Source organism: Paenibacillus sp. 22594, assembly GCF_052044425.1.
Classification (GTDB): domain Bacteria; phylum Bacillota; class Bacilli; order Paenibacillales; family Paenibacillaceae; genus Paenibacillus_AQ.
Map to the genome: position 1 here is coordinate 131,649 of NZ_JBQENA010000007.1, position 22,287 is coordinate 153,935.

Here is a 22,287-nt window from a genome sequence, read left to right on the forward strand (position 1 = left end):
GGGACACTATTCGCCAGACATTAAGAGTAATAGTAACATTTGTAAAAAAACAACTGTCTGGATTGCAGACAGTTGTTTTCTGTAATTCTTTGTAGTTACGCCGTACAAGCTACATACGCAGATGCTTTTTGAACCAATCCAACATTTCCGGGAAGACTTCGTCCAGATAATTCATGGTGCAATGCTCCGCATCCTCCATATAATTCAGCGTCGTTTCCCCTTTGGCCCAGCCCACCATTTTGTCAGCATGCGTCTTGGGCGAAGGCATCACCTCATCACGGCCCGCATGGTAAAAGAGCAGCGGTGAGCGTAGGGCGGGAGCCTCTTCAATATCATAATTGAACTGCGGGAGCGCTGCTTCCAGCGTTTCGCAGCCCGTCATATAGGTAACCCCCCGCTGCCAGATCGGATTCAGCTGCTTCAACCCCCGCAACCCGCCGATATACACCAGACCGCTGTTACCGGCCGTACATTTCACTCTCGAATCGCGGGCTGCCGCCTCAGGCGCCAGATATCCCCCCAGACTGAAGCCGACAAGGCCGATCCTTGTGAGATCCATTCCGCTCGGCGGCTGCTGTTCAAACCAGTCGATTACCGCGGATACCGCAGAATGGTAATCCCGGGCGTCAAATTTTAGCGAGCGCCACATTTCCCCCTGTCCCGGTCCGTCAAATGTAAAAAAGTTAAAACCCTGCCCGCTAAACACCGAGCCGAAATGATGCCCTTCCGCTTCTTTAATGTTATCCATGCCATTCACAAAAATAACAAGGGGTCTGCCCTCCGTGTCTGCTTTCCGCAAATAACCCGGGATGAAAACTCCGCGATACGGGATATCCACCCGGACAGGCTTCTCCGTGTCGTTATACAAAGAGAGCGCCCGGACATAGCTTTTTCTTGCCTTTTCCTGTGTGGCTTCTTTCTGCACGCTGTCGATAAAAAAGATATGCTGACCCGCATGGTAGCAGGCTACCGCTTCATGGAATAAAGCCCTGGATTTGCCCAGGCTGCCTTCCGCAAGTGCCCTTTCCGCAGTGCGGTACACCTCATCTCCTTCCGCCGTCCAGATCTCACACCACTTGCGCCAATCGCCGATTCTCGCCACCACTCTTCGGAGTCTTCCATAATCCGTCCCGAACATTAGAAACCTGCCATACCAGTGCTGATACACTCTCTCTTCATTAAAAACAAACCGGAATGCGAATCTTTCCTTCATTGTGAGCTCTGTCATGATCACCCAATCCTTTCGCGGTTGAAATTTAATAGTTATATATATAATAGCTATAACAACCATTTGGGCAAAAAAATTTATTGAGCGTTCCGGCAAATTTTCTCTAAGGTGTGGATGAATTGCGCCAGTTCCTCACCCGGGATATCTTGCTTAAATAGTTCATTTAACTGGTTCACATGAGGAATAAGGTCGGCAAACATCTCTTTTCCCGCTGCTGTCAGATAAATCTGATAGCTCCGGCGGTCTTTGCCATGCGCTTCGCGGGCCACATACCCCTTCTTGGCAAGCACATCCAGAATACGCGTAACATTCGTCTTGTCCTTGAAGGTTCTGGCCGCAATCTCGCTCTGAATGATTCCAGGCTCTGCATACAGCACATTCAGCACTGTCCATTGCTCAAAGGTCAGGTCGTAGCCCTTCTCCATAAAAATGCCCAGCATCCTGCGCTTGATCAGCACCTCGCCCTTGATAATCTGAAATCCAATCAGCTCTGTATAATCAAATCCGTTAGGCATACACCTCACCCATCCTCAACAAGTTGTCACAGCTATAGTAGCTGCAACAACCTTTATTTGTCAAGGACCTTTATCCGTAAAAAATCAGACTTCGAGTTTACTCAGATCGCTAACTAAATTTCGCATCCACTTGCGGGAGTAAATCCGGGCATAGCCGAAGCCAAAACGGACAACCTCCTCCAGAGAGATGACGAGATACACAAGGTAGACAGGCTGCTTCCAAATGTACGACAGCAGCAGCCCGGATGGGACGCCTATAAGCCACGTTGCGGTCGATTCCATGCCAAACACGAACTTGCTGTCTCCCCCGCTATTCAGAATGCCGCCGGCGATAATCATATTGGATACTTTGACCCAAAGAAATCCGGCGAACACGATAACGATATAAATACTCATTTGTTTGGCATCTTCGGAGATGTTGAACGCAGAGACATACAGCTTCGAGCCTGCCGCAATAATGCCCCCGACGATCAGAGAGATAATGATTCCAAGGCGAATGAACCGTTTGGCGTGACGGAGTGCGATATCGGTCTCGTTCGCGCCTAAACGGTTGCCAACCATTACCCCGGCTGCACTAGCCAGACCGGACAACAAACCGATGCAAAGCCCTTGCAGCGGGAATGTAATGGTCATCGCAGTCATCTCTGTCGTTCCCATGCGGCTGTAGATGATCGCATATGCCGTTTCACCCAATACCCAGATCAATTCAGTCAACAGCAGCGGATAGGTCGTTCCAAAAAACTTGCGGATGAGCGGTTTAGGAATCATGAATAAGTTCTTTAATCCAACAGCTCCCGGCAAACGATACCGGTATACGGCACCAATGATTAACAAACATTCGAAAACCCTGGAAATAAGGGTAGCCATAGCCGAGCCCTTCAGACCAAACTCAGGAGAGCCGAAGTGACCGAAAATAAGCACGTAATTCAGGATAATATTCAAACCAACTGTTATTAAGCTTACATACATCGGCCATTTGGCATGCCCGGTACTGCGCAAAATCGCGGAATACATCATTGTGAGCATGACAGGCACGAATCCAAGTGACATCACCCGCAAGAAAATGTAACCATCGTCTATTACATTCACGTCTGTGGTGAACATGCTCAGAAACAGCGGTGAATCGATGAAGACAGCCGCAGAGAACAGGAACGAGAACGCAAAGCCGACGATCAGCCCGAGACCCAGCACCTGAGATACACTTTTGGCATCTTTGTTCCCCCAAAACTGGGCAGCATAAATGGATACCCCTGTCGATAAACCGGCCAATACAACCGCGATGATCCCGTATATTTTCGTAGACATCCCGACCGAGGCAATCGCCACATCTCCTAGCTGTCCCACCATCAATTGATCCGTTAGGTTAAGCAGTGCCATCAGCAAGCTTTGAAGCGTAACGGGCACAGCGATTTTATATACACTTTTGTAGAAATCGTCCTTGTCTGGCATAGATTCTACACAACCCCCATATTCTCGATTTACAGCTCCCCTAGCCATTCGAAGTCTATGACTTAGTGTGAGGTCATATCACTTTTTTGTAGCGCATGAGCGTGTAATTATCTTTTGGCTGAACTTCTACAACCTTGAACTTTTTCGCAAAGCACAATTCCTGATATCCGTCTCCATCCACTAAAGTAATATTCGTGGAGCCGCCTATGATGATCGGAAGCTGCATCAGAATGATTTCATCGACGATGTCCTGATTGAAAATATGCCAGTTCAGAAAACCTCCTCCTTCTACCATCAGACTGGTAATGCCGTAGTTTTCCTCCAACTGGCGCTCAAGCTCCACGAAGTCGACTTTATCTTCGCCGCAGATGAGGCATTCCTTCCCTTTTTCCCGGATCAGTCTCATTTTCTCCTCGTCCCGCCCTTTCTCGGTCGTGACGATAATCGTCCTCCCCTGATCGGAGAGCACATTGCTGTCCAGCGGAATGTCCAAAGTACTCGTCGGAATGATGCGGATTGGATTTTTGTTGGCCTCATATCGATTCGTGAGAAACGGATTGTCCGTCAGAATTGTATTTTTCCCGACCATAATCCCCTGTACATTGCCCCGGAATAGATGGATGAATTCGATATCTTGACTGGAAAACAACGAAAATAGCTCCTTACTCGAATTGCCTGCCCCCATCGTTAGCTTTCCATCTATAGAAATTTGGCTGAATATAGTAGTTTTCATTTCGCTTCTCCCCGTCTCTTATTGGCTTTGAAATGCGCTTAAAGATTTCTGGATTGTCAGATCGATTTTTTGGAGCGCCTGTTCCGGATTACTCATAGGCAGTTCGGTCAGGCCCGCACTGAGCGCCTCCCAGATATGGATCATAAATGAATCGTTAGGCATCGGGCGCGCATGATCCAGAAGCGACAAAATCTTTTTTTTGTTAGGCACAGCTGAAGCGGCCAGATGATTCTGCACCTTCTCATGAGCCGGAATCCGCTGTACATGAAACGCCCACATCGACTGGCATTCTTCGCTTAGCATAAAACGCGTGAACGATAAGATGTTGTCCCGTTCCTCCGATGCTAACGAATGATTAGGGTAAATCAGACCGATGGATGAAGACATAGACAACGATTGCCGGCCTGCAATGATTGGAAGCTGACAAACCCCAAGCTTATGTTTCATATGCTTATCCAGATGGTTATAAATCCACTCGCCGCAAATAATAGCGCCGACCTTACCGTCAATGAACTGCTCAAGCAGTCCGTTTGAGCCGTCGAGACTGGTGAGTACACCTTGGTCCATTTTGTTGCGGATGAAATGAAGCGCCTGCTTCATTTCAGAGGTGGCAAGATTCGGCTTGCCTGCCTCTACAGGCCAACCGCCAAATGCCGAGAGGAACGGAATGAACCAGTAGCCCTGCTGTAAATCCGCCCCGATGGGCACAATGTCCTGAGCAGACAGCTGCTCCGCTGCCTCTTCGAATATGTCCCATGTCGTCGGCGGACTGGCATAAATTTCTGTATTGTAATAGACAACCAAGTGGTTGCCCCGCAATACCGGTACACCATACTGAACACCATTTACCTGCATTGTTGAAAGAGCACCTTCAGTGAGCACATCGGCAAACAGCCCGCCCGGCACTTCGGAGTACAGCCCGTTCCCGACATAGGAGGACATGTCAGCAGGAACCATTGCCAGCTGCGGACCCTGACAGGTGTCCTTAATTCGGTTCAGACCCGCAATGAGCTCCGTAATGTTCATCACTTGTGGGGTCACCTGTATACCGAAGCGCTCCGTGTACAGCTTGCAAATTCCCTCCAGCACTTCAATCGAGGTATCCCCCGGACCATCAAATTCATGCCATAAGACGAGTTCTTTGTTGTTCCTCTGCATAGCAGCCTCTCTCCTTTAATTGACTATTGTTGCTGACAAGCACCACTGCCTGATTGGGTGCAAGCAGCAAGTGGTCTAACGACTGACCTATATTGCCGGTAGTTAAGGAGCTATCCAGTGCCACAGTCATTGGACCGCGGCCAGGGACGGCAGCCATCAAATCGATTTCAGAGCAAGCATCAGCATTCAAATTAAAGCAGCACAGCATCGTTAGATCCCCACGCATGTATCCGTAGAGCACGGTACCCTCCGGTGATTCAGCCACGAAGAAATTCTCTGGCTTGACCAGCTCGAGCCAGTCTTTTTTGAAGTCACTTAGCTCAGCCAGCAGTGGCAGAAGCGGTGCAGGATTCGTCCAATTAATCTGCAGGACATTAAAAAATGCGCGCGGGATGTCGCCTCCGTTCGTATTGTCTCCAAGGCCGCAGTTCAATGGCTGCTCTTCGTTCATTTCATAACCGGTTGTCACGTATGGAATCGCGTTCGGAAGAAATTGATTAAATACCGCGGTCATACGGGCAACCTCTACGCCGCCCCGGCTCGTGATCCGGGGCGTATCTGCCGTTTCTGCACAGGCAAACACATGGATATTTAACTCAGGCAGTTCCTCCAGGTATGCAACCAGATTATCCTTTGTCATTTGCGTCATGACATTCCATCCGCTGCCAAGCATAATATTGTAGCCGGTGCTGGCCGCTTTCTTGTGATTGCGGTTAAACAAGTCTTCGCTGATCAATATGGCATTCGGATTTATCTCTTTTATCGTGTCAAAAATACGGGTAAGCAGCTGAGTCGGAAGCACATGTCCGATGTCAATCCGGAAGCCGTCAATGCCATACGTTTCGAGATTAAACCGTACTGCCTGCTCCAGAACATCCCACAGCTCCAGATTGGGTTCTTCTCCCGGGTAGTCATTGCATTTAATGGTATCGAACAGCACAAATGGCGCTTGATCCGGACGTATAAGATGTCTCACTTGCGGAGAGAAATCCTTATAGAGACGCAAGAACGTAATGTCTGTCCATATCGGTTGCACATCATTAATCCAGTCAGAATGCGCCGGAGAAGTCGTTATCCCCAGTTCTTGCTCCACCAAGGTCAGTATTTCTTCTCCGGTTCTGGCAGCCCTTTCTCTTAACTGCTGCCAAATGACTGGATTCAGTTCGTTTGGCGGCTGTGAAAACTTCCGAAGAAACGCTTCAGTCTCTTGGCTTCGATAGACCAGCTCCAGCTTGTCAGGCGTACATTCCTCAAAAAAACCAAGCTCTGGAATCGAAGGCGGTGCAAAGCCCTCGAGAGCATCAGTCTTGATCCAATACACCCAATCCGGATGCTCGGCTATGAACTCACTGTTTTTCGCTGTTACGCGCGGAATGAAATCGACAACGGTCTTAATATCAAGCAAATGGCAAGCTTCTACCAGAGCGCCAAGCTCATCGTGAATGGTGAAGTTGTCCATACCGTCGAGCAGGCTGTCATGCAGGTTCTGGTCCAGGTGGAATAACGATTGCACGGCATAAGGCGATCCGATGTCTCCCTTCAGGTTCAACGTGCTATACTGGTTAACCGGAAGCATGTACAAAATATTGATACCCATCCTTTTCAGCAGCGGCAGAAGAATACAGAACCGCAAAAAAGTACCAGACTCTGTTGTTCCATCATGATTGTAATCCCAAGCTGTTGAGTAGCGGACAAGCGCGGAATAGATAGCACTGTCGTCCAGATTCGTGCGCTCCTTGAGCAAATGCCTCCACGAAAGCTTGTCCAAATACTTGAAGTGCTCCGTCATAAAATCATACGGGTGTACACAAATTTCACCCTCTTTGGCGAAGAGAACACGTTCATATTGGCACTCGTTCCACACAGCAGGTATCCAAATCGGCTCTACGTCTTTATCCTTGTGAGTAGACAAGTAATCCTGAACAAGTCTTAATTTGCTGTCTTTGCTCATTAGCAGGTGCCACCTCTCGTTGATCGTAGTTCTACGTTTACGGAACAAAAACCGTCTTTACAGTTTCACTCCCTACCGGCTTCAAAGTGTCCAATTCATAGCCGATAAGCTCGTTAATCGCTGCTTCGTGCTGATTCAACTTCACTTTTCTAGTCACTAGATTCTTCAATTCCGGTGTTTCAGCAGCAAATCGTAAAGCCTCCTCGAACATGTTACGGTACTCCCCTGCTGCGATAATTTTGATCGCCTGCTGTGCAAACTTGGTGGGGGAAAATGTATACCGGTACTTCGCATTAATCCCAAAAGGAACAATACGCCCTCCACGCTCAATCCATTTCTCTGCGAATTCGAGCTGGGTGCCCACCGTATCGATAATCAGATCAAATTTGTGGCCCGAGCAGATCTCGTTTACGGTGGCTTCAATGAGTTGGGATGGTGTCATAGCGAAATCTGAAATTTCTCTTGCAAAGGCGAGCCGGTAGGGGTTAATTTCTGTCGCAACTGTGAGCGCTGCTATCGATTTGCTGACCATTTGGCACAAAATACCCATCGGGCCCGACCCGAGAACAAGTACCTTATCGTCTGCCGAAACGCCAGCCTCCTTGAAATTGTGCATTACACATGCAAGCGGCTCAATCAAAACCCCCGTCTCCCAGCTCATATGGTCCGGAATACGGTGTGCAAACGTTTGTGCAGTTGAGTAAAAAAAAGTGAATGTCCCATTTCGATTCAAGCCTGCAATAGGCATTCCCTTTCCGTCTATGCCCGTACACAGGTGAGGCTGGTTTTTCAGGCAAAAATAACATTCACCGCAACTTTGATTCGGATCAATAACTACCCGGTCTCCCACCTTCACGCGGTCGACGCCGCTGCCGATTTCTACGACGGTCCCTACAGCCTCATGACCGCGAATAATATCTGGAGCACCCTCCTCTTTACCGGTTATGACCGCTAGATCCGTTCCGCACACACCTGTCATTTCAATCCGGATTTTGACTTCATCCGCCGCTGTGATCTGCGGCTCCTCACAATCGCAGAGTTCCAGCTTGTGATTGGATGACCATACCAGAGCTTCCATCTACTCGCCTCCACTTTCATCCTTTTTTCAGAAAAATTTGATTCTCTTTCAATTTCGTCCAAAATATATCACATTGCCTTTGTCGAAGTAAGGTGAAATTTGTAATTAAATGTTATCCATTAACATTTTCACATAAATAACACATGCGAAAGCGTTATTATTTATATTTATGGAGTCGTGAATTTCTTCTCGGCAAACCACAAAAAAGGCATCCCCAATAATCCCTAAGGATGCCTTTATTCGGCATATTAAGACAGTCTTATGACATACGTAATGAACTGGTATGCATTATCCTTCAGGACCGAAACGGATGCCAGCAGCTTTTTGCCCGAGGGACTCCAGCGCAGCTGGTCCGCCACCTCAATGTCATTCAGCACAGGCGTCTGCTCCCCCGTCTCCACCTCGGTGATGAACAGGCCATCCTGGTCCTCGGCAGCGTTTGCGGATGTGGTTACATAGGCCAGCTTGCTGCCGTCCGGCGACCAGCTGGTCCCGAAGATCTGCTGGCCTGCAGCCAGCCGGGACTGTTCGCTGCCTTCACTGTCGCAGATCAGCAACACCATCTCTCCAGGCTTCGTCCGCTCTACAATCGCCAGTCTGCTTCCGTCCGGTGAAGGGATCGCCCACATCACATTCTTTTTCAGTACCTTAGTCTGCTTCGTTTCGGTATCATAGGCACTGAGCTGGCTGTCTTCCCCTGTAACATAAAGAATCCGGCTGCCGGACTGAACGACCTCATGAACGTAAGGAATGCCAGTCTTCAGCACCGTTTCCTGCTTGCCGTTCACGTCTGCTTTTACAATATTTCCTTCCATATCCGGGAAAAGCACATGTCCATTGTCGGCCCATGACCCTTCCTCACTTCGGAACTCTGCAGCACTCGCCTTCACGGATACACCCGTGGCCAGATTCATAATGAAACCAAGTCCGGTAGCATCATAGAGTTCTTTGTAAAAAAGTTGGCTTTTGTCCGGGGACAGCTGCGCCGCACCATAATTCTTTTCACCCTCCTGCAGAGGCGTTTCCGCACCCGAAGAGAGCGTGCGGAGATAGAGATTATGCGGATACCGTTCCTGGCCTTCCACTGTCTGCGGAGGGAGATTACGGTTCTCTTTATCGAGTACGATGACCTCCTCGCTGACAAAATCCAAACCCCGTATACCCTCGGTTTTTTCGATACCCTCAAGCTTCAGCTTCGTATAGACCGATTCACTGGTATTATCCATGACCGTGATTTTTGTGCCCGATTTCTCGACGGTCTGACGTGAATCCGTATTCTCTGTACTGCAGGCAGCCATGGACAGAAGAACAGCACTGCACAGCAGAATTTGCACCGCTTTGCCTGGCCTGAAGTTTTGGTCAGGATTCATAGTATGGTTCCCCCCTGATTGAGTTGCTCCCAGCATAACGGATACTTATTTCTAAATAACCCGCCAGATGTTTCCAAGTTGTAAACTTAAGCCCTTCAGGTCATGACGGGAAAAGACAGCTGAAACGCCGCACCTTCACCGTCCGGCTCCAGCAGGGTAATAGTTCCGTTCTGCTTCTCCACCAGATTACGGACCAGAGACAAACCTAATCCTGTCCCTCCCGACTGTCGGGAGCGGTCACGGTTGACGGTGTAGAAGGGCTCGAAAATCTTCTCTCTGAATTCTGCCGGTATGCCAATGCCGGAATCCCTGACCGTAATCCAGACCCGGCTAGCCCGGACCACGCTGTGAAGATGAACCGTCCCTTGCGGAACATTATATTTGATCGCATTATCCAGCAGATTGATGAAGATATGCATGAAGCTTTCCTTATCCATCCAGATCCGCGCCGGCTGTACGTCCAGCGTGATGGTGAGCCCGTACCGTTCTGCCTTGCCCTTCATGCGGCCGCAGATATCCTGCAATACGTCCGCTACCTCCAGCAGCTCCGCCTGGGATTCAAAATCATATTTCTCCAGCGCCGTCAGCTGCAGCACCTTCTCCACCATTTCATAGAGCCGCTGCGTCTCCTTTGCAATGCTGAGCTTGGCATCTGACAGCAACCCGGGATCATCATCGTACATGTTCAAGAGGTCAACATAAGCCTTGATCGAAGTCAGCGGCGTCTTGAATTCGTGGCTGATATTGCCGATGTACTGCTTCTGCTGCTGCTCCAGCGCCTGAAGCTTCTGCACGGCGAGCTGCAGCTTGCGCTGCTCCTCGTCCTTCGCGGCAATGCTGGTGTCGATCTCCCGGCTCATGAAGTAAATGCCTTCCGCCAGCTCGCCCAGCTCATCTTTGCGCTTGACCGGGGGAGCGGAGATGTATTCGGCGCGGCGGATCGATTCCGCCGCCCTTTTCAGCCGCCCGATGGCCGCGGCGGCCTTGTTGAAATACAGGTAGCCGCCAATGAAGCTTAAGACCAGAACCGCGGCACCTGTAGTCAGGAAGAGATTCAGCAGCGTCCGCTGGAAGCTCTGGGCATCCTGCAGCGGATACTCCAGCTGGACTACTCCCATCTGTTGGTCCGGCCCCTGCAGCGGTGCCAGATAGAGCATGGTATCGCCGGAGCTCTGGTAGGCGATTTTGTTCTGCAGCGCATAGGCCAGCGCATCGGCGGGTTTCTGCCCCGCCGCCGGGTCTCCCCCCTGCCGGGATGTCCCCGCCTGCTGCCCCTCTGCATCGTACAGTGTCACCTGCAGACCGGTGAACCCGGCCAGCTCCACCGCCAATGCTTTCCCCCGCTGCTGCATGAATGCCTGCGGCTCAAGCCGTGTGCCGGTATAATAGGTCTGTTTGACACGCAGATTTACCGTTTTGACATGCTGGGCGAGTGCACTCTCGATCTGTGCCTGCTGGTTACGCTCTACTCCTTGCAGTACGAAGTAGCTCAGGATACTAATCGATAGAATCAAGAGCACCGCCAGAAATAGGCTGAATTTCAGCTTGATGCTGATCCTCATGCGAAGCTACCCGCCGGAACAGCCTTGTAACCAACCCCATAGACGGTTTGCAGAATATTCTGGTAGGGCTCGCCCAGTTTTTTGCGCAGCCGCTGGATGTGAATGTCCACTGTGCGTGTACCGCCGGCATAGTCCATTTCCCAGACCTGCTCCAGGAGTTCTTCGCGCATATAGACCCGCTGCGGATGAGAGAGCAGCAGGTGCAGGAGATCAAACTCCTTCGGTGTCAGTTCCAGAAGCTCCTCCCCAAGCTGGGCGGATCTCCGGTCCAGGTGAACCCGCAGCGCACCATATTCGATCAGCTCGCTTTTGACCTCAGCCGTATTCTTCTCCAGCCTGCGCAGCAGCGCCTTCACCCGGGCCAGCAGCTCGCGGATCTCAAACGGCTTGGTCATATAATCGTCCGCTCCCAGCTCCAGACCGATGATTTTATCGACAATGTCATTTTTGACGGTGAGCAGTATAATCCCGATGTCATCACGGTCCTCCAGCTTACGGCATACATCATATCCGTTCAGTTTCGGCATCATCACATCCAGCACCATCACGTTGGGATGAAAAATTTGCGCTTTGGCAAGCGCCTCTTCGCCGTCTCCGGCGGTATCCACCTCATAGCCTTCACGCCTCAGCGCGTAGGCAATCGCATTTACAATACCCGGCTCGTCATCGACTACCAGCACTTTTTTGGTCATTTGAGGTTCACCTCTTTCACTTGCGGTTATTTATTTCATGCCCGGCCTGTTCAGCCTTAATCTTGCTCCTAATTCCACATATACTTCCAGACGGACACCATGCGGAAAAGTTCCCGTTGCCTGAAAATAGTTGAGACCCCGTATGATGTAAAACGTAGTATCCGGCAGAGGCCTATTCTTTAGGTTATCTTAAAGAAGAGTTAAGCTTAACCTCAGCTTTGCCGGTTACAATGAATTTAAGCATAAGTATCCTAACCCATGAAACTAATGACCCTGTGCCGATATAATATAACTTGAAAAGAGGATGAATGGTATGAATATTAAACGAGTGATGATTGTCGGGAGCATGATTGTAGCGATCTCCTTCGGTGGAACCACCTGGGGCAAACCCATCGCAAATGCGAGTCCAGTCGCCAAATGGTCTGCCACCAATGTAGCCGAGAAAGATGATTTGCTGGAAGCGTTGAATCAATCCTCCGACCAAGAGCTGTATGACGCGCTGTACGACGGTAAGTCGCTGAAGGACATCGCTCTGGAGAATGGCGGAAATATTGGAAGCATCATTAATTTGCAGGTGAACCAGCTTACACAGCAGCTTGATCAACGCCTCGCCAACGGTAGCATCACCCGGCAGCAATATGCCGCGCAAAAAGCTGAATTACAAGAGATCGTAACCCAAAGTGTAATGACTTCATTTGGCTGACAGAGGGTACATACACTCTATATAGTCTGGAAAAACAGGCTGTCTCCTCCGCAGAAAACTGCTTAGGAGACAGCCTGTTTTATTTGAGTAACGGCGTCGGTACTGGCGCCACCAGTAACGGCATTTATGCCGTTGTTGCGCGCCTGGTGCCCGGCTGCGCCGCCAGTAACGGCATTTATGCCGTTGTTGCGCGCCTAGTGCCCGGTTGCGCCGCCAGTAACGGCATTTATGCCGTTGCTTCATGCCCGGTGCTGCGGAACCGATGACGCATGGCGACGCCCTCCTTTTGCCCCGTTACGGTTTAAAAGTCTGTCTTACCGAGCCGATGCCCTCACCGGCCCTCATTTCTACTTCGGCATACGCGCCGTTGATGAGGGTCAACTGCGGCGGAACATGCCCGCAATCGATATCGTAGAGGACAGGAATCTGAAGCTCCTCTGACAGCTTTCGGTATACATCTTCCACCGTATAGTCCTCAACCTGATGGTTTGCTGCGCTCCGGCCAAACATCACTCCGGCACACCCCGTGAACCATCCTGCCAGCTTCATTTGAACAAACGATCTGCGCAGGTCTGTGACAGACATTTCACAATTCTCCAGATACCATATAACCGGTTCACCAGGAATCATGTGATTCCGGAAATACTGAACATCACCAAACGGCGTACCAATCAAATGCCTGATCACATCGATGCACCCGCCTAGTAGGCGGCCCTGCATCTGTACATCTTTGCCGGATATGGACTGCCACCTTGTCTGTTCCGTCAAGTGAAACATACAAGGCGAGGGAGCCTCAAAGTTCCACTCCTTTTGATAATGTGAAGATGAATGCTGAAGAATGGAGGCTCCTGTCCGGGTTGCCAGCACCTCTGACCACATCGCTGTGGTCTCATCCATGAATTCTCCTCTCAGATCCATCAGATTCGTCCCATGCGCAGTCGCAATACCCGTTCTCAAGGTAATGGCCAGCAGCAGCACACTGATATCCGAATATCCCAGGACCCATTTACTGCAGATGTGATCCCAATCTATATCCTCCAGAATCTCAACCAGCAGTTCTCCGCCCCAAGGTGGAATAATCAGCTGAATGCTCTCATCTGCCATCATCTGATTAAATTCGGCTGCACGCACCTTTGCCGATGAGGAGGTAGCCTTGGCCTGCGTCCATACGGTATTACCACATACCACGCTGAAGCCCCTCGACTCCATACGTCTTGCCGCCTGCTTCAGTAATTCGTGCATGTTAACCTGTACACCAGATGAGGGTGCGGTTGTGCCAAGGGTAGCTCCTGCATGTAAAGATGGATATCGGATCATTGAAATCCCCCCAATAAAAAAAGCGACATTCACACTACGGTCAGCAGGAATGTCACTTTGGTTTTGTAAAAATATATGTTTCACGCTATAAATCATCCTTCTATTTCTCGCTGAAACGGATTCCTGAAAGCGATATGTAGTATCGCTGCTTCGGAAGCATAAGCTTTTATAAGGACGGCGAAGCCGTTTCCACTTGCTATTGAACTTTCGCCAGGCAAAGCTTAGGCTTTAGGCTGATCCCGGGTAATGTCTAGAATATCCAGGAAAAAGACGAAAATAGGAATCCCGAGGATCAGGCCCCATACGCCGATATAATGCTCGGAGAACATCAGCACAATGAAGGTATAGAACATGGGCAGATTCATTTTGGAGGACATCAGCTTCGGATTCAGGAAGTAGCCTTCCATGAAATGCAGCACAGCAATCAGTCCCAGCACGTACAGCGTCATTACGAGACCGCCGATATTGTAGCCGATGATGCATAACGGAATGAGTGAAATCACAAACCCAACCACCGGAATCAAGCTAAGCAGGAAGATCATGATCGCCAGCGCGAAAAGGTACGGGAACGGCTCGAAGAAGAAGCCCATGATCCATAAGCCCACCACAGTGAACAGGGTATTGAAAAGAGCAATGAGAATTTGTGCTTCAATAACCTTGCCGAAAGAAGAGATGAATTTCTTACCGAAGTACTCCAGTTCCACATAGAACCAGGAAATCTTGCTGTCTCTCATACGGGAGGTAAAGTTGACAATACGGTTCTTCTCAAGGATGAAGACAAAGCTCAGAATAGTTGATAATACGAAGGTAGTCCCCCAGTTACTGATTTTGAGTATATATCCAATTCCGTGGGTCATATAGGATTCATAATTCAAATCCTTCAACTGATTGAACAGGTACTGTGTAATTTCGTTCTGCGGGAGATCTTCAGAGGTTAGGGTGGTTAGAAAATCGGTCAATTGCGTAATCTGCGTATATACCTTCGGCAGATATTTGACGAGCGCCAGCACGATCATCGTGATTAGAGCGAGGTATAAAATGATAATAATCACCTTGCTGTTCACCTTGACGAATTTGCCGATCTGCTTGGACAGCAGCACCTGAAAGCTATTCATTACATAAGCAATCAAAAATGTCAGCAGCACCAGATTGAGCATATCCCGGATACTGTACAGCAACAGTGCGATCAGCGCCAGAATCAAAAAGCGCCGGACCGTTAAATTCGCATAATAACGCTTAAATACATCCATTGTTCCTCTGTTCCTCTCCATTCGCTTGCAATTAGGACCTTTATAATATAGTCTACATTACCGAAATCACTTATAGCAACTGCAAGCCTCTTCAAATATGCGAAAACACTAACTTTATGTCGGATTTCGGGAGCTGGACTGTTATATGTTATAATATGCCAGTGGAAACGGCTTCGCTTCTTGTAAAAGCTTATGCTCCTGAAGCAGCGATACTACGTATCGCTTTCAGAAATCCGTTTCAGCGAGAAATAGAAGTATGATTTATATCATGAAACCTATACATCCTTATATTTTAAAACTGGAGGCTTAACTTTTATGGGGAAAATTATCTGCATCACCGGCGCATCATCCGGAATCGGGCTATCTTCGGCTCTGAAATTCGCTAAGGAGGGTTGGACTGTCTATGCGGGAACCCGCAACCTGGAACGGGATCAGGAGCGATACAGCGAAGTGCCCCATCTGAAATTCGTAGAACTGGAAGTCACAGAACCTGACAGCATTCAGCGGGTAATCGATCAGATTGAGCAAGAGCAAGGCCACCTGGATGTATTGTTCTGCAACGCTGGCTTCGGCTACCTCAGGGCGCTTGGACAAGCACCGATTGAAGATATCCACCGCGTATTCGATACCAATGTCTATGGAGTCATGCATACGATCCGTGCGGCGCTTCCTCTGCTTCGGAAGACCGGTTATGGACATATTGTAGCGACCTCCAGCGTGGGCGGACTAGTGGGCCAGCCTATGAACGAGATCTACTGTGCCAGCAAGTTCGCACTGGAAGGCTTACTGGAAAGTATGGCTACCTATTATAAACCACAGTTCAACATTGATATCTCTTTGCTTGAGCCTGGTGCTATTGCCACAGAGTTCAATAACACCGTGCTTGGGCATGTAGCCAATACCGGTGGCATTCTGGAAGACGAATATAAGCCGATTCTGGATGCCTACAGAGCCACGTTCCTTGAGCGTAATACGGAGCCTCAGACCGCTGAATCCGTCGCCGAAGTGATGTGGGACCTGGTGCAAATGGAGACCAAGCCGCTCCGTATCCGCACTTCAGAGCAGGCTGAGAAATTCGTCTCCCGCAAAGTAAGCACAGACCCTACCGGCCTGGAAGGTGTGCTCAGCACCCGTAAGATCCAGCTGAATATGTAGGTCACGCTTACCCCTTCTGCTGAAAAGCACAAGTAGATGAAAAAAATAACCGGACTGGGGCAGCTTCTTGCCCGGTCCGGTTTTCAGTTGTGCCTGCGTTTGGAACGCCATAGGCGAACAACTGTCTATTGCCTGTCCTCGCGTTTCACATCACACTTATCTCTGAATCGGCTCAATCCGGTATACTCCGGTTCCACCAGTACCTGATGGCCCGCCTGTAATCTGCCAGCCGAAGGAGAGCACAGATGCCAATCTGTTTTTTTCGGCTTCGGTCAAAGCTACTTCCGCCGCTTCCTTGCCTTCCTCCAGTTCCAGCTCGGCCTGCTTGCCAAGAGCAACAGAAATCCAGCTGCGGATGCCGCGAATGGTATTATATTTGATCTGGTAGCCTTGCGTTACCGCCTGGCGGAATGTTTCCGGCTGCTCACCCGCCAGAACGGCCAGCTGGGCATAATCAAATTCATACTCACTTTCATCCACCGGCAGTTCGCCTGCCTCTACTCTGCGCAGCAGTTCGTCATCGGACCAGCCGAGGGATCGCAGAGATTCTACCAGCAGGGCATCCCATTGCGAAAGCTTTACTTTTTGTACGGTTTCTGTCATCTCATTACCTCCCATTATCATTGTAAATTGGTGCTGTATTCAGTCAAGAGCCACATAGTGGCCCGGGCTTACTTCACGCAGCATTGCCTGTGCAGCTGCTTCCCCTTCACCTGAATAGCCTTCCAGCCTGATTCTCTCGCTGCCCTTACGCGGGTCCGTCTCCAGAATAGAGGATAGCAATGCCTTAGTGTAGGGATGGAGCGGGTTGTCATACAATTCGTCGCTGTCCGCTACCTCAACCAGCCGTCCGCCATACATGACGCCGATGCGGTCTGATATATGCCGGACCATCGACAGGTCATGGGCAATGAACAGATAGGTGAGGCCGAACTCTGACTGCAGATCCTCCAGCATATTGACAACCTGGGCCTGAACCGAAACGTCCAGTGCCGAAATGGGCTCGTCACAGACGACAAATTCTGGCCGGACTGACAATGCCCGTGCAATGGAGATGCGCTGCCGCTGCCCGCCGCTGAACTCATGGGGAAAACGGTACAGATGCTCCCGCTTAAGCCCTACCCGTTCCAGCAGTGCAGCGACCGCCTCCTTGCGTTCTTCCCCCTTATAGATGCCATGGATCTTCATCGGTTCACTGATCAGCTCAAGCACATTCAAGCTCGGATTCAGGGAAGAATACGGGTCCTGAAAGATCGACTGAATGCGGCGGCGGAAAGGCTTAAGTCCCTTCTCCCCAAGCTTGCCAAGCGGCTGGCCATCAAAGAATACCTCACCGCCGGTATAATCGTACAACCGAAGCAGGCAGCGTCCCACTGTGGACTTGCCGCTGCCCGATTCGCCCACCAGCCCGAAGGTTTCTCCCTGGCGGATCTGAAAGCTTACGCCATCGACAGCCTTCAGCACAGCTGTATCTCGTCCGCGCATATCCTTGCCTTTAGAGAAGTGCTTTTGAAGATTAGTCACATCCACCAATACTTTGCTCTCACTCACCGGAATCTCCCCCTTCGGCATGGACTGCGGTCTGATCCTGCATACCCTCCGCCAGCCAGCACATAGAGCGGTGGCCCGCAGTGACTTCTACTACAGGCGGGCGTTCGCTGCAGCGGGCAAAAGCATGGGGGCAACGCTCCATGAACGGGCAACCCGGCGGCGGGTCGAGCAGATCCGGAGGTGTGCCTTCAATCGGAATCAGCCGCTCACGTGAACCGCCGCCGCGCTTCGGAATCGAGCGCAGCAGGCCCTCGGTGTACGGATGCCGGGGACGGTAAAAGATATCCTCCACCGTCCCTTCCTCCATAATCAGCCCTCCGTACATCACAATCACGCGGGTGCAGACCTGTGCAACCACACCCAGATCATGGGTAATCAGTGCAATTGCCGTATCAGAATTCTCTTTGAGCTCCTTGAACAGGTCCAGGATCTGCGCCTGTATCGTCGCATCCAGCGCTGTTGTCGGCTCGTCGGCTATCAGCAGCTCCGGCTGGCAGGACAATGCCATGGCGATCATTACGCGCTGACGCATTCCGCCGCTGAATTCATGCGGATACTGCTTCAGACGCTGTTCCGGATTCTGGATCCCTACCTGGAGCAGCATCCTGGCTGCTTCGGCAACCGCCGCTTCTTTATTCAGTCCACGGTGTCTGCGGATGACCTCCGTCAGTTGCTGGCCGATTTTTTTCACCGGATTCAGGGAGGTCATCGGGTCTTGAAAGACCATCGCGATCCGGTTGCCCCGCAGACTCCGCCACTCCTTCTCTGAAAGTCCGGTCAGACGCTCGCCCCGAAACTCGATATTCCCGGCCGTTATGCGTCCCGGAGGCGTAATCAGCGACATGATCGCTTTGGCCGTGACACTTTTGCCGCTGCCGGATTCCCCGACAATCCCCACCGTTTCACCAGCATCTATATGAAAGCTGACCCCCCGGACGGCCTGGTTCTCCCCATCCCGGGTAGCGAACGAAACCTGTAAATCCTCAACAGACAGCAGCCGCTTCGTCATGACGTCTTCACTCTCCTTATCTCCGCATCAGCTTCGGTTCAAAGCCGACACGTAAAATATCACCCAGCACATTAAAGCTCAGTACAGTCAGCAGGATCAAAAGACCCGGGAACAGCGCGAGATAAGGCGCCTGGGCAATATAGCCCTGCGCGCTGTTCAGCATGCTGCCCCACGTCGCATTCGGCGGCTGCACTCCAAACCCGAGAAAGCTCAGTGAGGATTCCATCATAATCGCCGAAGCGATATTGTTCGTCGCACCTACGATAATTACCGGGACCAGGCCGGGGAGAATATGCCGCCAAATGATGCCGGAGGCGCTTTGTCCTGAAGCTTTGGCATAGAGCACATATTCACGCTCCTTGATCGTCATCGTCTCCGCCCGGACAACCCGGGCCACGTTCATCCACATCAAGAGAGCAATTATAATGATAAGGTTACCGACGCTTGGCTTCAAATACACGCTGAGCAGCAGCAGAATCAGAAAGGACGGAATCGACATGATTACATCCAGCATCCGCATCAGCAGATTATCCAGCCAGCCGCCAAAGTAGCCGCTGATTACACCTATGGTAGCCCCGATGCCTGTCGCCACAATCATTGAAGCGAAGCCGACCAGGAGAGAGATGCGCCCGCCGTATAGCGCTCTCGCCAGATAATCACGGCCATAGTCGTCCGTACCGAACCAATGGCCGGTACCCGGCGGCGTGAGCCGGGCCACGGCATCCATGGCATTAGGATCATAGCCGGACAGAAAGGCAAACACTGCCCCAAGCGTGAACACGATCAGAGTCAGCAAGGCGGCGACACCCAGACCGTTCGCAAACAGCTCGTCTTTTACATTTTTCCATTTACTGCGGTTCATGAGGTCACCCCTTTAGTTGGATTCGCGGGTCCACGAAGCTGTAGAGTATATCTGCCACCAGATTGCCAAAGATCAGCATCAGGGAGGAGAACAGGGTAATCCCCATGATTAGCGGATAATCCATTCCCTTGACTGCTGTCATGCCCAGCGAGCCAATGCCCGGCCAGGAAAAAACCGTCTCCGTCACGATAGCACCCGCCACCAGATCACCCATCGACATACCGAGCAGCGTAATCACCGGCAACAGCACATGCTTCAGGACATGACGGAACAATATCGTCGACTTTTTGGAGCCAAAAGCATACTGAATCTGCACATACTCCTCCTTCAGCTGTCCAATGGTGCTGGAGCGGATATAACGCACATAACCGGCAAGAAAACCAAAGGCCAGCACAGAGCAGGGCAAAATGCCATGCTTAAGCACATCCGCCGCCGATTCTACCCCAATGGTGCGCATACCCATGCTTGGAAGCAGGTGCAGCTTGATCGCGAACAGGTACATCAGCAGAATCGCCAGCCAGAATAATGGAATGGAGATACCGACATATGAAATGAAGTTAATCAGCTTGTCGGCCCAGCGGTTGCGGTTCGCTCCGGCAATCAGGCCGAGGGGAATCGAGAGCAGCACAGCCAGCGCAATCGCGCTGCCCATCAGACCGGCCGTTGCTGGCAGGCGCTCCAGAATTTGCCCAAGTACAGGCTGGTGGTTAACCAGGGAATACCCGAAGTTCCCCTGTACCATCTCTTTAATCCAGATTAAATATTGAATATAGGCCGGTTTGTCCAGTCCCAGGTTATGACGGATACGCTCTATGTCATCCGCATGCATATTCGGCGTAACAAATGACAGCACCGGATCTCCCGGAGCCAGCTTGATCATGGTAAAGCACACTACCGACACAAAGAACAGCATCGGCAGTGTTTGCAGCAATCTTCGGACGATGAGTTGTCTCATACGCAGCTTCTCCCGCTCCCCGCCGGCAAAAAAATAAGCTGGGCGGCCCAGCTTATTTTTTCCCGCATTTATTTTTCCCGCGCTTATTTCTGATAGATCTTGGACAGGTCTTCGAAAATCACGACAGGCTTCAGTACCGCTTCTTCAAGACCGCCGTAGTTCTTGGATATAGCGACAACGGTTTTGGTATATGCGATGGGATAGATCGGTGCATCCCCGGCGACGATCTCCTGCGCTTTTTTGTAAATATCCGCACGTTTGGCTGGGTCGGCTTCACCCGCACCTTCATTCAGCAGCTTGTCGACTTCAGGATTCGCATAATGCGAATAGTTCGAAGACGCTCCCGAGGTGAACAGAATGCGGTAAGCATCCGGATCATAACCCATAATATAGCCGGTCAGGGCCAGTTCGAAATCAGTGGCCTTCAGGTCAATGAACTTCTGAACCCAGGCCGAAGAATCCATACTCTTCAGTTCAACATCCACGCCGACGGCCTTCAGCTTCTGCTGTACATACAGCGAGATGGCTTCCTGCGCCTTATTGCCGCTCTGCACGATGAATCTCAGCTTCAGATTGCTGACTCCTGCCGCTTGGAGCATTTCCTTGGCCTTCGCTGCATCGTTATCAAAGGTAGGCACATCGTTCGTGAAGTACAACGCATCCGGAGTCAGGAATGATTTGGCCGGATCTGCATATTCACTGGAAGTGTAAGCGGTCTGGATGATTTCATCACGGCTGAGTGCCAGTGACAGGGCTTGACGGACTTCTTTTTTGGCCAGGACACCGGTGTCGCTGTTCGCATTGAACATCAGATACGACAAGCGTCCTTCGGCGTACGGCAGGATTTCAAAATTATTCGTGGCCTGAATCGTACCTACATCCTTAGGGTCAAGGTATTGCACATTAATCTCGCCGTTCTGCAAGGCCAGATTGGCTGCGTTCGCATCCTTAGCAATCCGGTAGGTCACTGAATCCAGGTGCGGCTTGCCGCCGAAATAGTTGTCAAAACGCTCCAGTGTCAAATATTCGCCTGCTTTGTATTCTTTGAACTTGAACGGGCCGGAGCCTACCGGAGCAGCGTTTTTGGTGCTTTTCTCAATATCGGTTTCATTCTCAAAAATGTGTTTCGGAATCGGAGTGACCTGCACCAGGGTAGCCTCGAAAGCCGGACTGACCTGCGGCAGCTTGAATTCCACAGTCAGATCGTCCACCTTCGTGGCGGTAATTGGTTGGTCATTAATCAGGAAGTTGGCCCGCAGGAAGCTGTTCTGCTTCTCATCCAGAATCTTCTCGATAGTGAACACTATGTCATCAGCTGTAAGCTTCTCCCCATCATGCCAGGTAAGTCCGCTCTTCAGCTTCAGTGTATAGGTAAGATTATCGGCAGATGGTGTCAGGCTGTCCGCCAGATAAAAGGTTTTCTTCCCATTGTTGACCTGGAACAGCGGCGCGTACAGCGCCTGGTCAATCGTCAGGCTGACACGGTCGCCCGCATAGTTCGGATTAAGTACTACCGGGTCGGCTGCTACACCGATAATCAGGCTTCCTCCATCCTTCGGCCCTTCGACCCCAGCAGGCTGCTGTGATTCCGCAGGCGTCCCGCTTGCTGCCGGTGATGCGGCGTTGTTCCCCCCGGAGCACGCACTAATCAAAAATGTTAACAATATGATAGCTATAACCCCAGATAACCCTCTGCGCATATCTTTCTCTCCTCCATTGTCTATGAGCAAGCTCACTCTTTGTTTTTCT

At 50.7% G+C, this 22,287-nt stretch carries 20 protein-coding genes; 2 read left to right on the plus strand and 18 right to left on the minus strand.

All coding sequences use genetic code 11. From position 1 onward, the window contains the following. Positions 1-109: 109 nt before the first annotated feature. The 10 genes from ACTJKB_RS21725 to ACTJKB_RS21770 all read right to left on the minus strand — a co-directional run bounded on the left by ACTJKB_RS21725 (position 110) and on the right by ACTJKB_RS21770 (position 11,736). Positions 110-1,228 carry an alpha/beta hydrolase family protein gene (locus ACTJKB_RS21725; RefSeq protein WP_440836454.1) on the minus strand — a complete coding sequence of 373 codons (1,119 nt, stop codon included), beginning with the start codon at positions 1,226-1,228 and terminating at the stop codon, positions 110-112. Between the two features lie 77 nt (positions 1,229-1,305). Beyond that, the gene (locus ACTJKB_RS21730; protein WP_440836455.1) at positions 1,306-1,743 is read right to left on the minus strand and encodes a MarR family winged helix-turn-helix transcriptional regulator; all 438 of its coding nucleotides are present in this window, start codon (positions 1,741-1,743) and stop codon (positions 1,306-1,308) included. Between the two features lie 84 nt (positions 1,744-1,827). Beyond that, entirely contained in the window at positions 1,828-3,192 is a 1,365-nt protein-coding gene (locus ACTJKB_RS21735) for an MATE family efflux transporter (protein WP_440836456.1), read from the minus strand. Between the two features lie 73 nt (positions 3,193-3,265). After that, complete coding sequence (locus ACTJKB_RS21740) at positions 3,266-3,925, minus strand: dihydrofolate reductase family protein (protein ID WP_440836457.1); 660 nt, start codon at positions 3,923-3,925, stop codon at positions 3,266-3,268. An 18-nt stretch (positions 3,926-3,943) separates the two neighbouring features. Continuing rightward, complete coding sequence (locus ACTJKB_RS21745; RefSeq protein WP_440836458.1) at positions 3,944-5,083, minus strand: sugar ABC transporter substrate-binding protein; 1,140 nt, start codon at positions 5,081-5,083, stop codon at positions 3,944-3,946. Next, entirely contained in the window at positions 5,046-7,034 is a 1,989-nt protein-coding gene (locus ACTJKB_RS21750; protein ID WP_440836459.1) for an alpha-amylase, read from the minus strand. The genes ACTJKB_RS21745 and ACTJKB_RS21750 overlap by 38 nt, the downstream gene beginning before the upstream one ends. Before the next feature lie 37 nt (positions 7,035-7,071). Next, positions 7,072-8,112, minus strand: coding sequence for a zinc-dependent alcohol dehydrogenase (locus ACTJKB_RS21755; RefSeq protein WP_440836460.1), 1,041 nt, complete (start codon positions 8,110-8,112; stop codon positions 7,072-7,074). Positions 8,113-8,360: 248 nt separating this feature from the next. Next, positions 8,361-9,482: a hypothetical protein gene (locus tag ACTJKB_RS21760; protein WP_440836461.1), complete on the minus strand. Its 1,122-nt coding sequence runs from the start codon at positions 9,480-9,482 to the stop codon at positions 8,361-8,363. 95 nt (positions 9,483-9,577) lie between these two features. Further along, positions 9,578-11,044: a sensor histidine kinase gene (locus ACTJKB_RS21765; protein ID WP_440836462.1), complete on the minus strand. Its 1,467-nt coding sequence runs from the start codon at positions 11,042-11,044 to the stop codon at positions 9,578-9,580. Next, positions 11,041-11,736 (minus strand): response regulator transcription factor, encoded by a 696-nt coding sequence (locus tag ACTJKB_RS21770; protein ID WP_440836463.1) that lies wholly within the window; start codon positions 11,734-11,736, stop codon positions 11,041-11,043. The genes ACTJKB_RS21765 and ACTJKB_RS21770 overlap by 4 nt, the downstream gene beginning before the upstream one ends. A gap of 313 nt (positions 11,737-12,049) precedes the next feature. Between ACTJKB_RS21770 and ACTJKB_RS21775 the strand changes: the two genes are divergently transcribed. Next, positions 12,050-12,439: a hypothetical protein gene (locus ACTJKB_RS21775; protein ID WP_440836464.1), complete on the plus strand. Its 390-nt coding sequence runs from the start codon at positions 12,050-12,052 to the stop codon at positions 12,437-12,439. Positions 12,440-12,733: 294 nt separating this feature from the next. On the opposite strand, the gene ACTJKB_RS21780 is transcribed toward ACTJKB_RS21775, so the two are convergent. Together ACTJKB_RS21780 and ACTJKB_RS21785 are read right to left on the minus strand one after the other, a co-directional pair. Further along, the gene (locus ACTJKB_RS21780; protein WP_440836465.1) at positions 12,734-13,756 is read right to left on the minus strand and encodes a S66 family peptidase; all 1,023 of its coding nucleotides are present in this window, start codon (positions 13,754-13,756) and stop codon (positions 12,734-12,736) included. Between the two features lie 221 nt (positions 13,757-13,977). Continuing rightward, positions 13,978-15,006: an AI-2E family transporter gene (locus ACTJKB_RS21785; protein ID WP_440836466.1), complete on the minus strand. Its 1,029-nt coding sequence runs from the start codon at positions 15,004-15,006 to the stop codon at positions 13,978-13,980. Positions 15,007-15,321: 315 nt separating this feature from the next. Between ACTJKB_RS21785 and ACTJKB_RS21790 the strand changes: the two genes are divergently transcribed. Next, the gene (locus ACTJKB_RS21790; protein ID WP_440836467.1) at positions 15,322-16,161 is read left to right on the plus strand and encodes an SDR family oxidoreductase; all 840 of its coding nucleotides are present in this window, start codon (positions 15,322-15,324) and stop codon (positions 16,159-16,161) included. A gap of 156 nt (positions 16,162-16,317) precedes the next feature. Here ACTJKB_RS21790 and ACTJKB_RS21795 read toward each other — a convergent pair whose 3' ends face one another. From ACTJKB_RS21795 to ACTJKB_RS21820, 6 genes are all read right to left on the minus strand, one after another. Then, positions 16,318-16,764, minus strand: a complete 447-nt coding sequence (locus ACTJKB_RS21795; protein ID WP_440836468.1) for a hypothetical protein — start codon at positions 16,762-16,764, stop codon at positions 16,318-16,320. 39 nt (positions 16,765-16,803) lie between these two features. Further along, on the minus strand, positions 16,804-17,733 hold the full coding sequence (locus ACTJKB_RS21800) for an ABC transporter ATP-binding protein (RefSeq protein WP_440836469.1): 930 nt from the start codon (positions 17,731-17,733) through the stop codon (positions 16,804-16,806). After that, the gene (locus tag ACTJKB_RS21805; RefSeq protein ID WP_440836470.1) at positions 17,705-18,721 is read right to left on the minus strand and encodes an ABC transporter ATP-binding protein; all 1,017 of its coding nucleotides are present in this window, start codon (positions 18,719-18,721) and stop codon (positions 17,705-17,707) included. Before ACTJKB_RS21805 ends, ACTJKB_RS21800 begins: the two co-directional genes overlap by 29 nt. A 16-nt stretch (positions 18,722-18,737) precedes the next feature. Continuing rightward, positions 18,738-19,583, minus strand: coding sequence for an ABC transporter permease (locus tag ACTJKB_RS21810; RefSeq protein ID WP_440836471.1), 846 nt, complete (start codon positions 19,581-19,583; stop codon positions 18,738-18,740). A 4-nt stretch (positions 19,584-19,587) separates the two neighbouring features. Next, positions 19,588-20,538 carry an ABC transporter permease gene (locus ACTJKB_RS21815; RefSeq protein WP_440836472.1) on the minus strand — a complete coding sequence of 317 codons (951 nt, stop codon included), beginning with the start codon at positions 20,536-20,538 and terminating at the stop codon, positions 19,588-19,590. Positions 20,539-20,621: 83 nt separating this feature from the next. Then, the gene (locus ACTJKB_RS21820; RefSeq protein ID WP_440836473.1) at positions 20,622-22,238 is read right to left on the minus strand and encodes an ABC transporter substrate-binding protein; all 1,617 of its coding nucleotides are present in this window, start codon (positions 22,236-22,238) and stop codon (positions 20,622-20,624) included. Between the last annotated feature and the right edge of the window lie 49 nt (positions 22,239-22,287).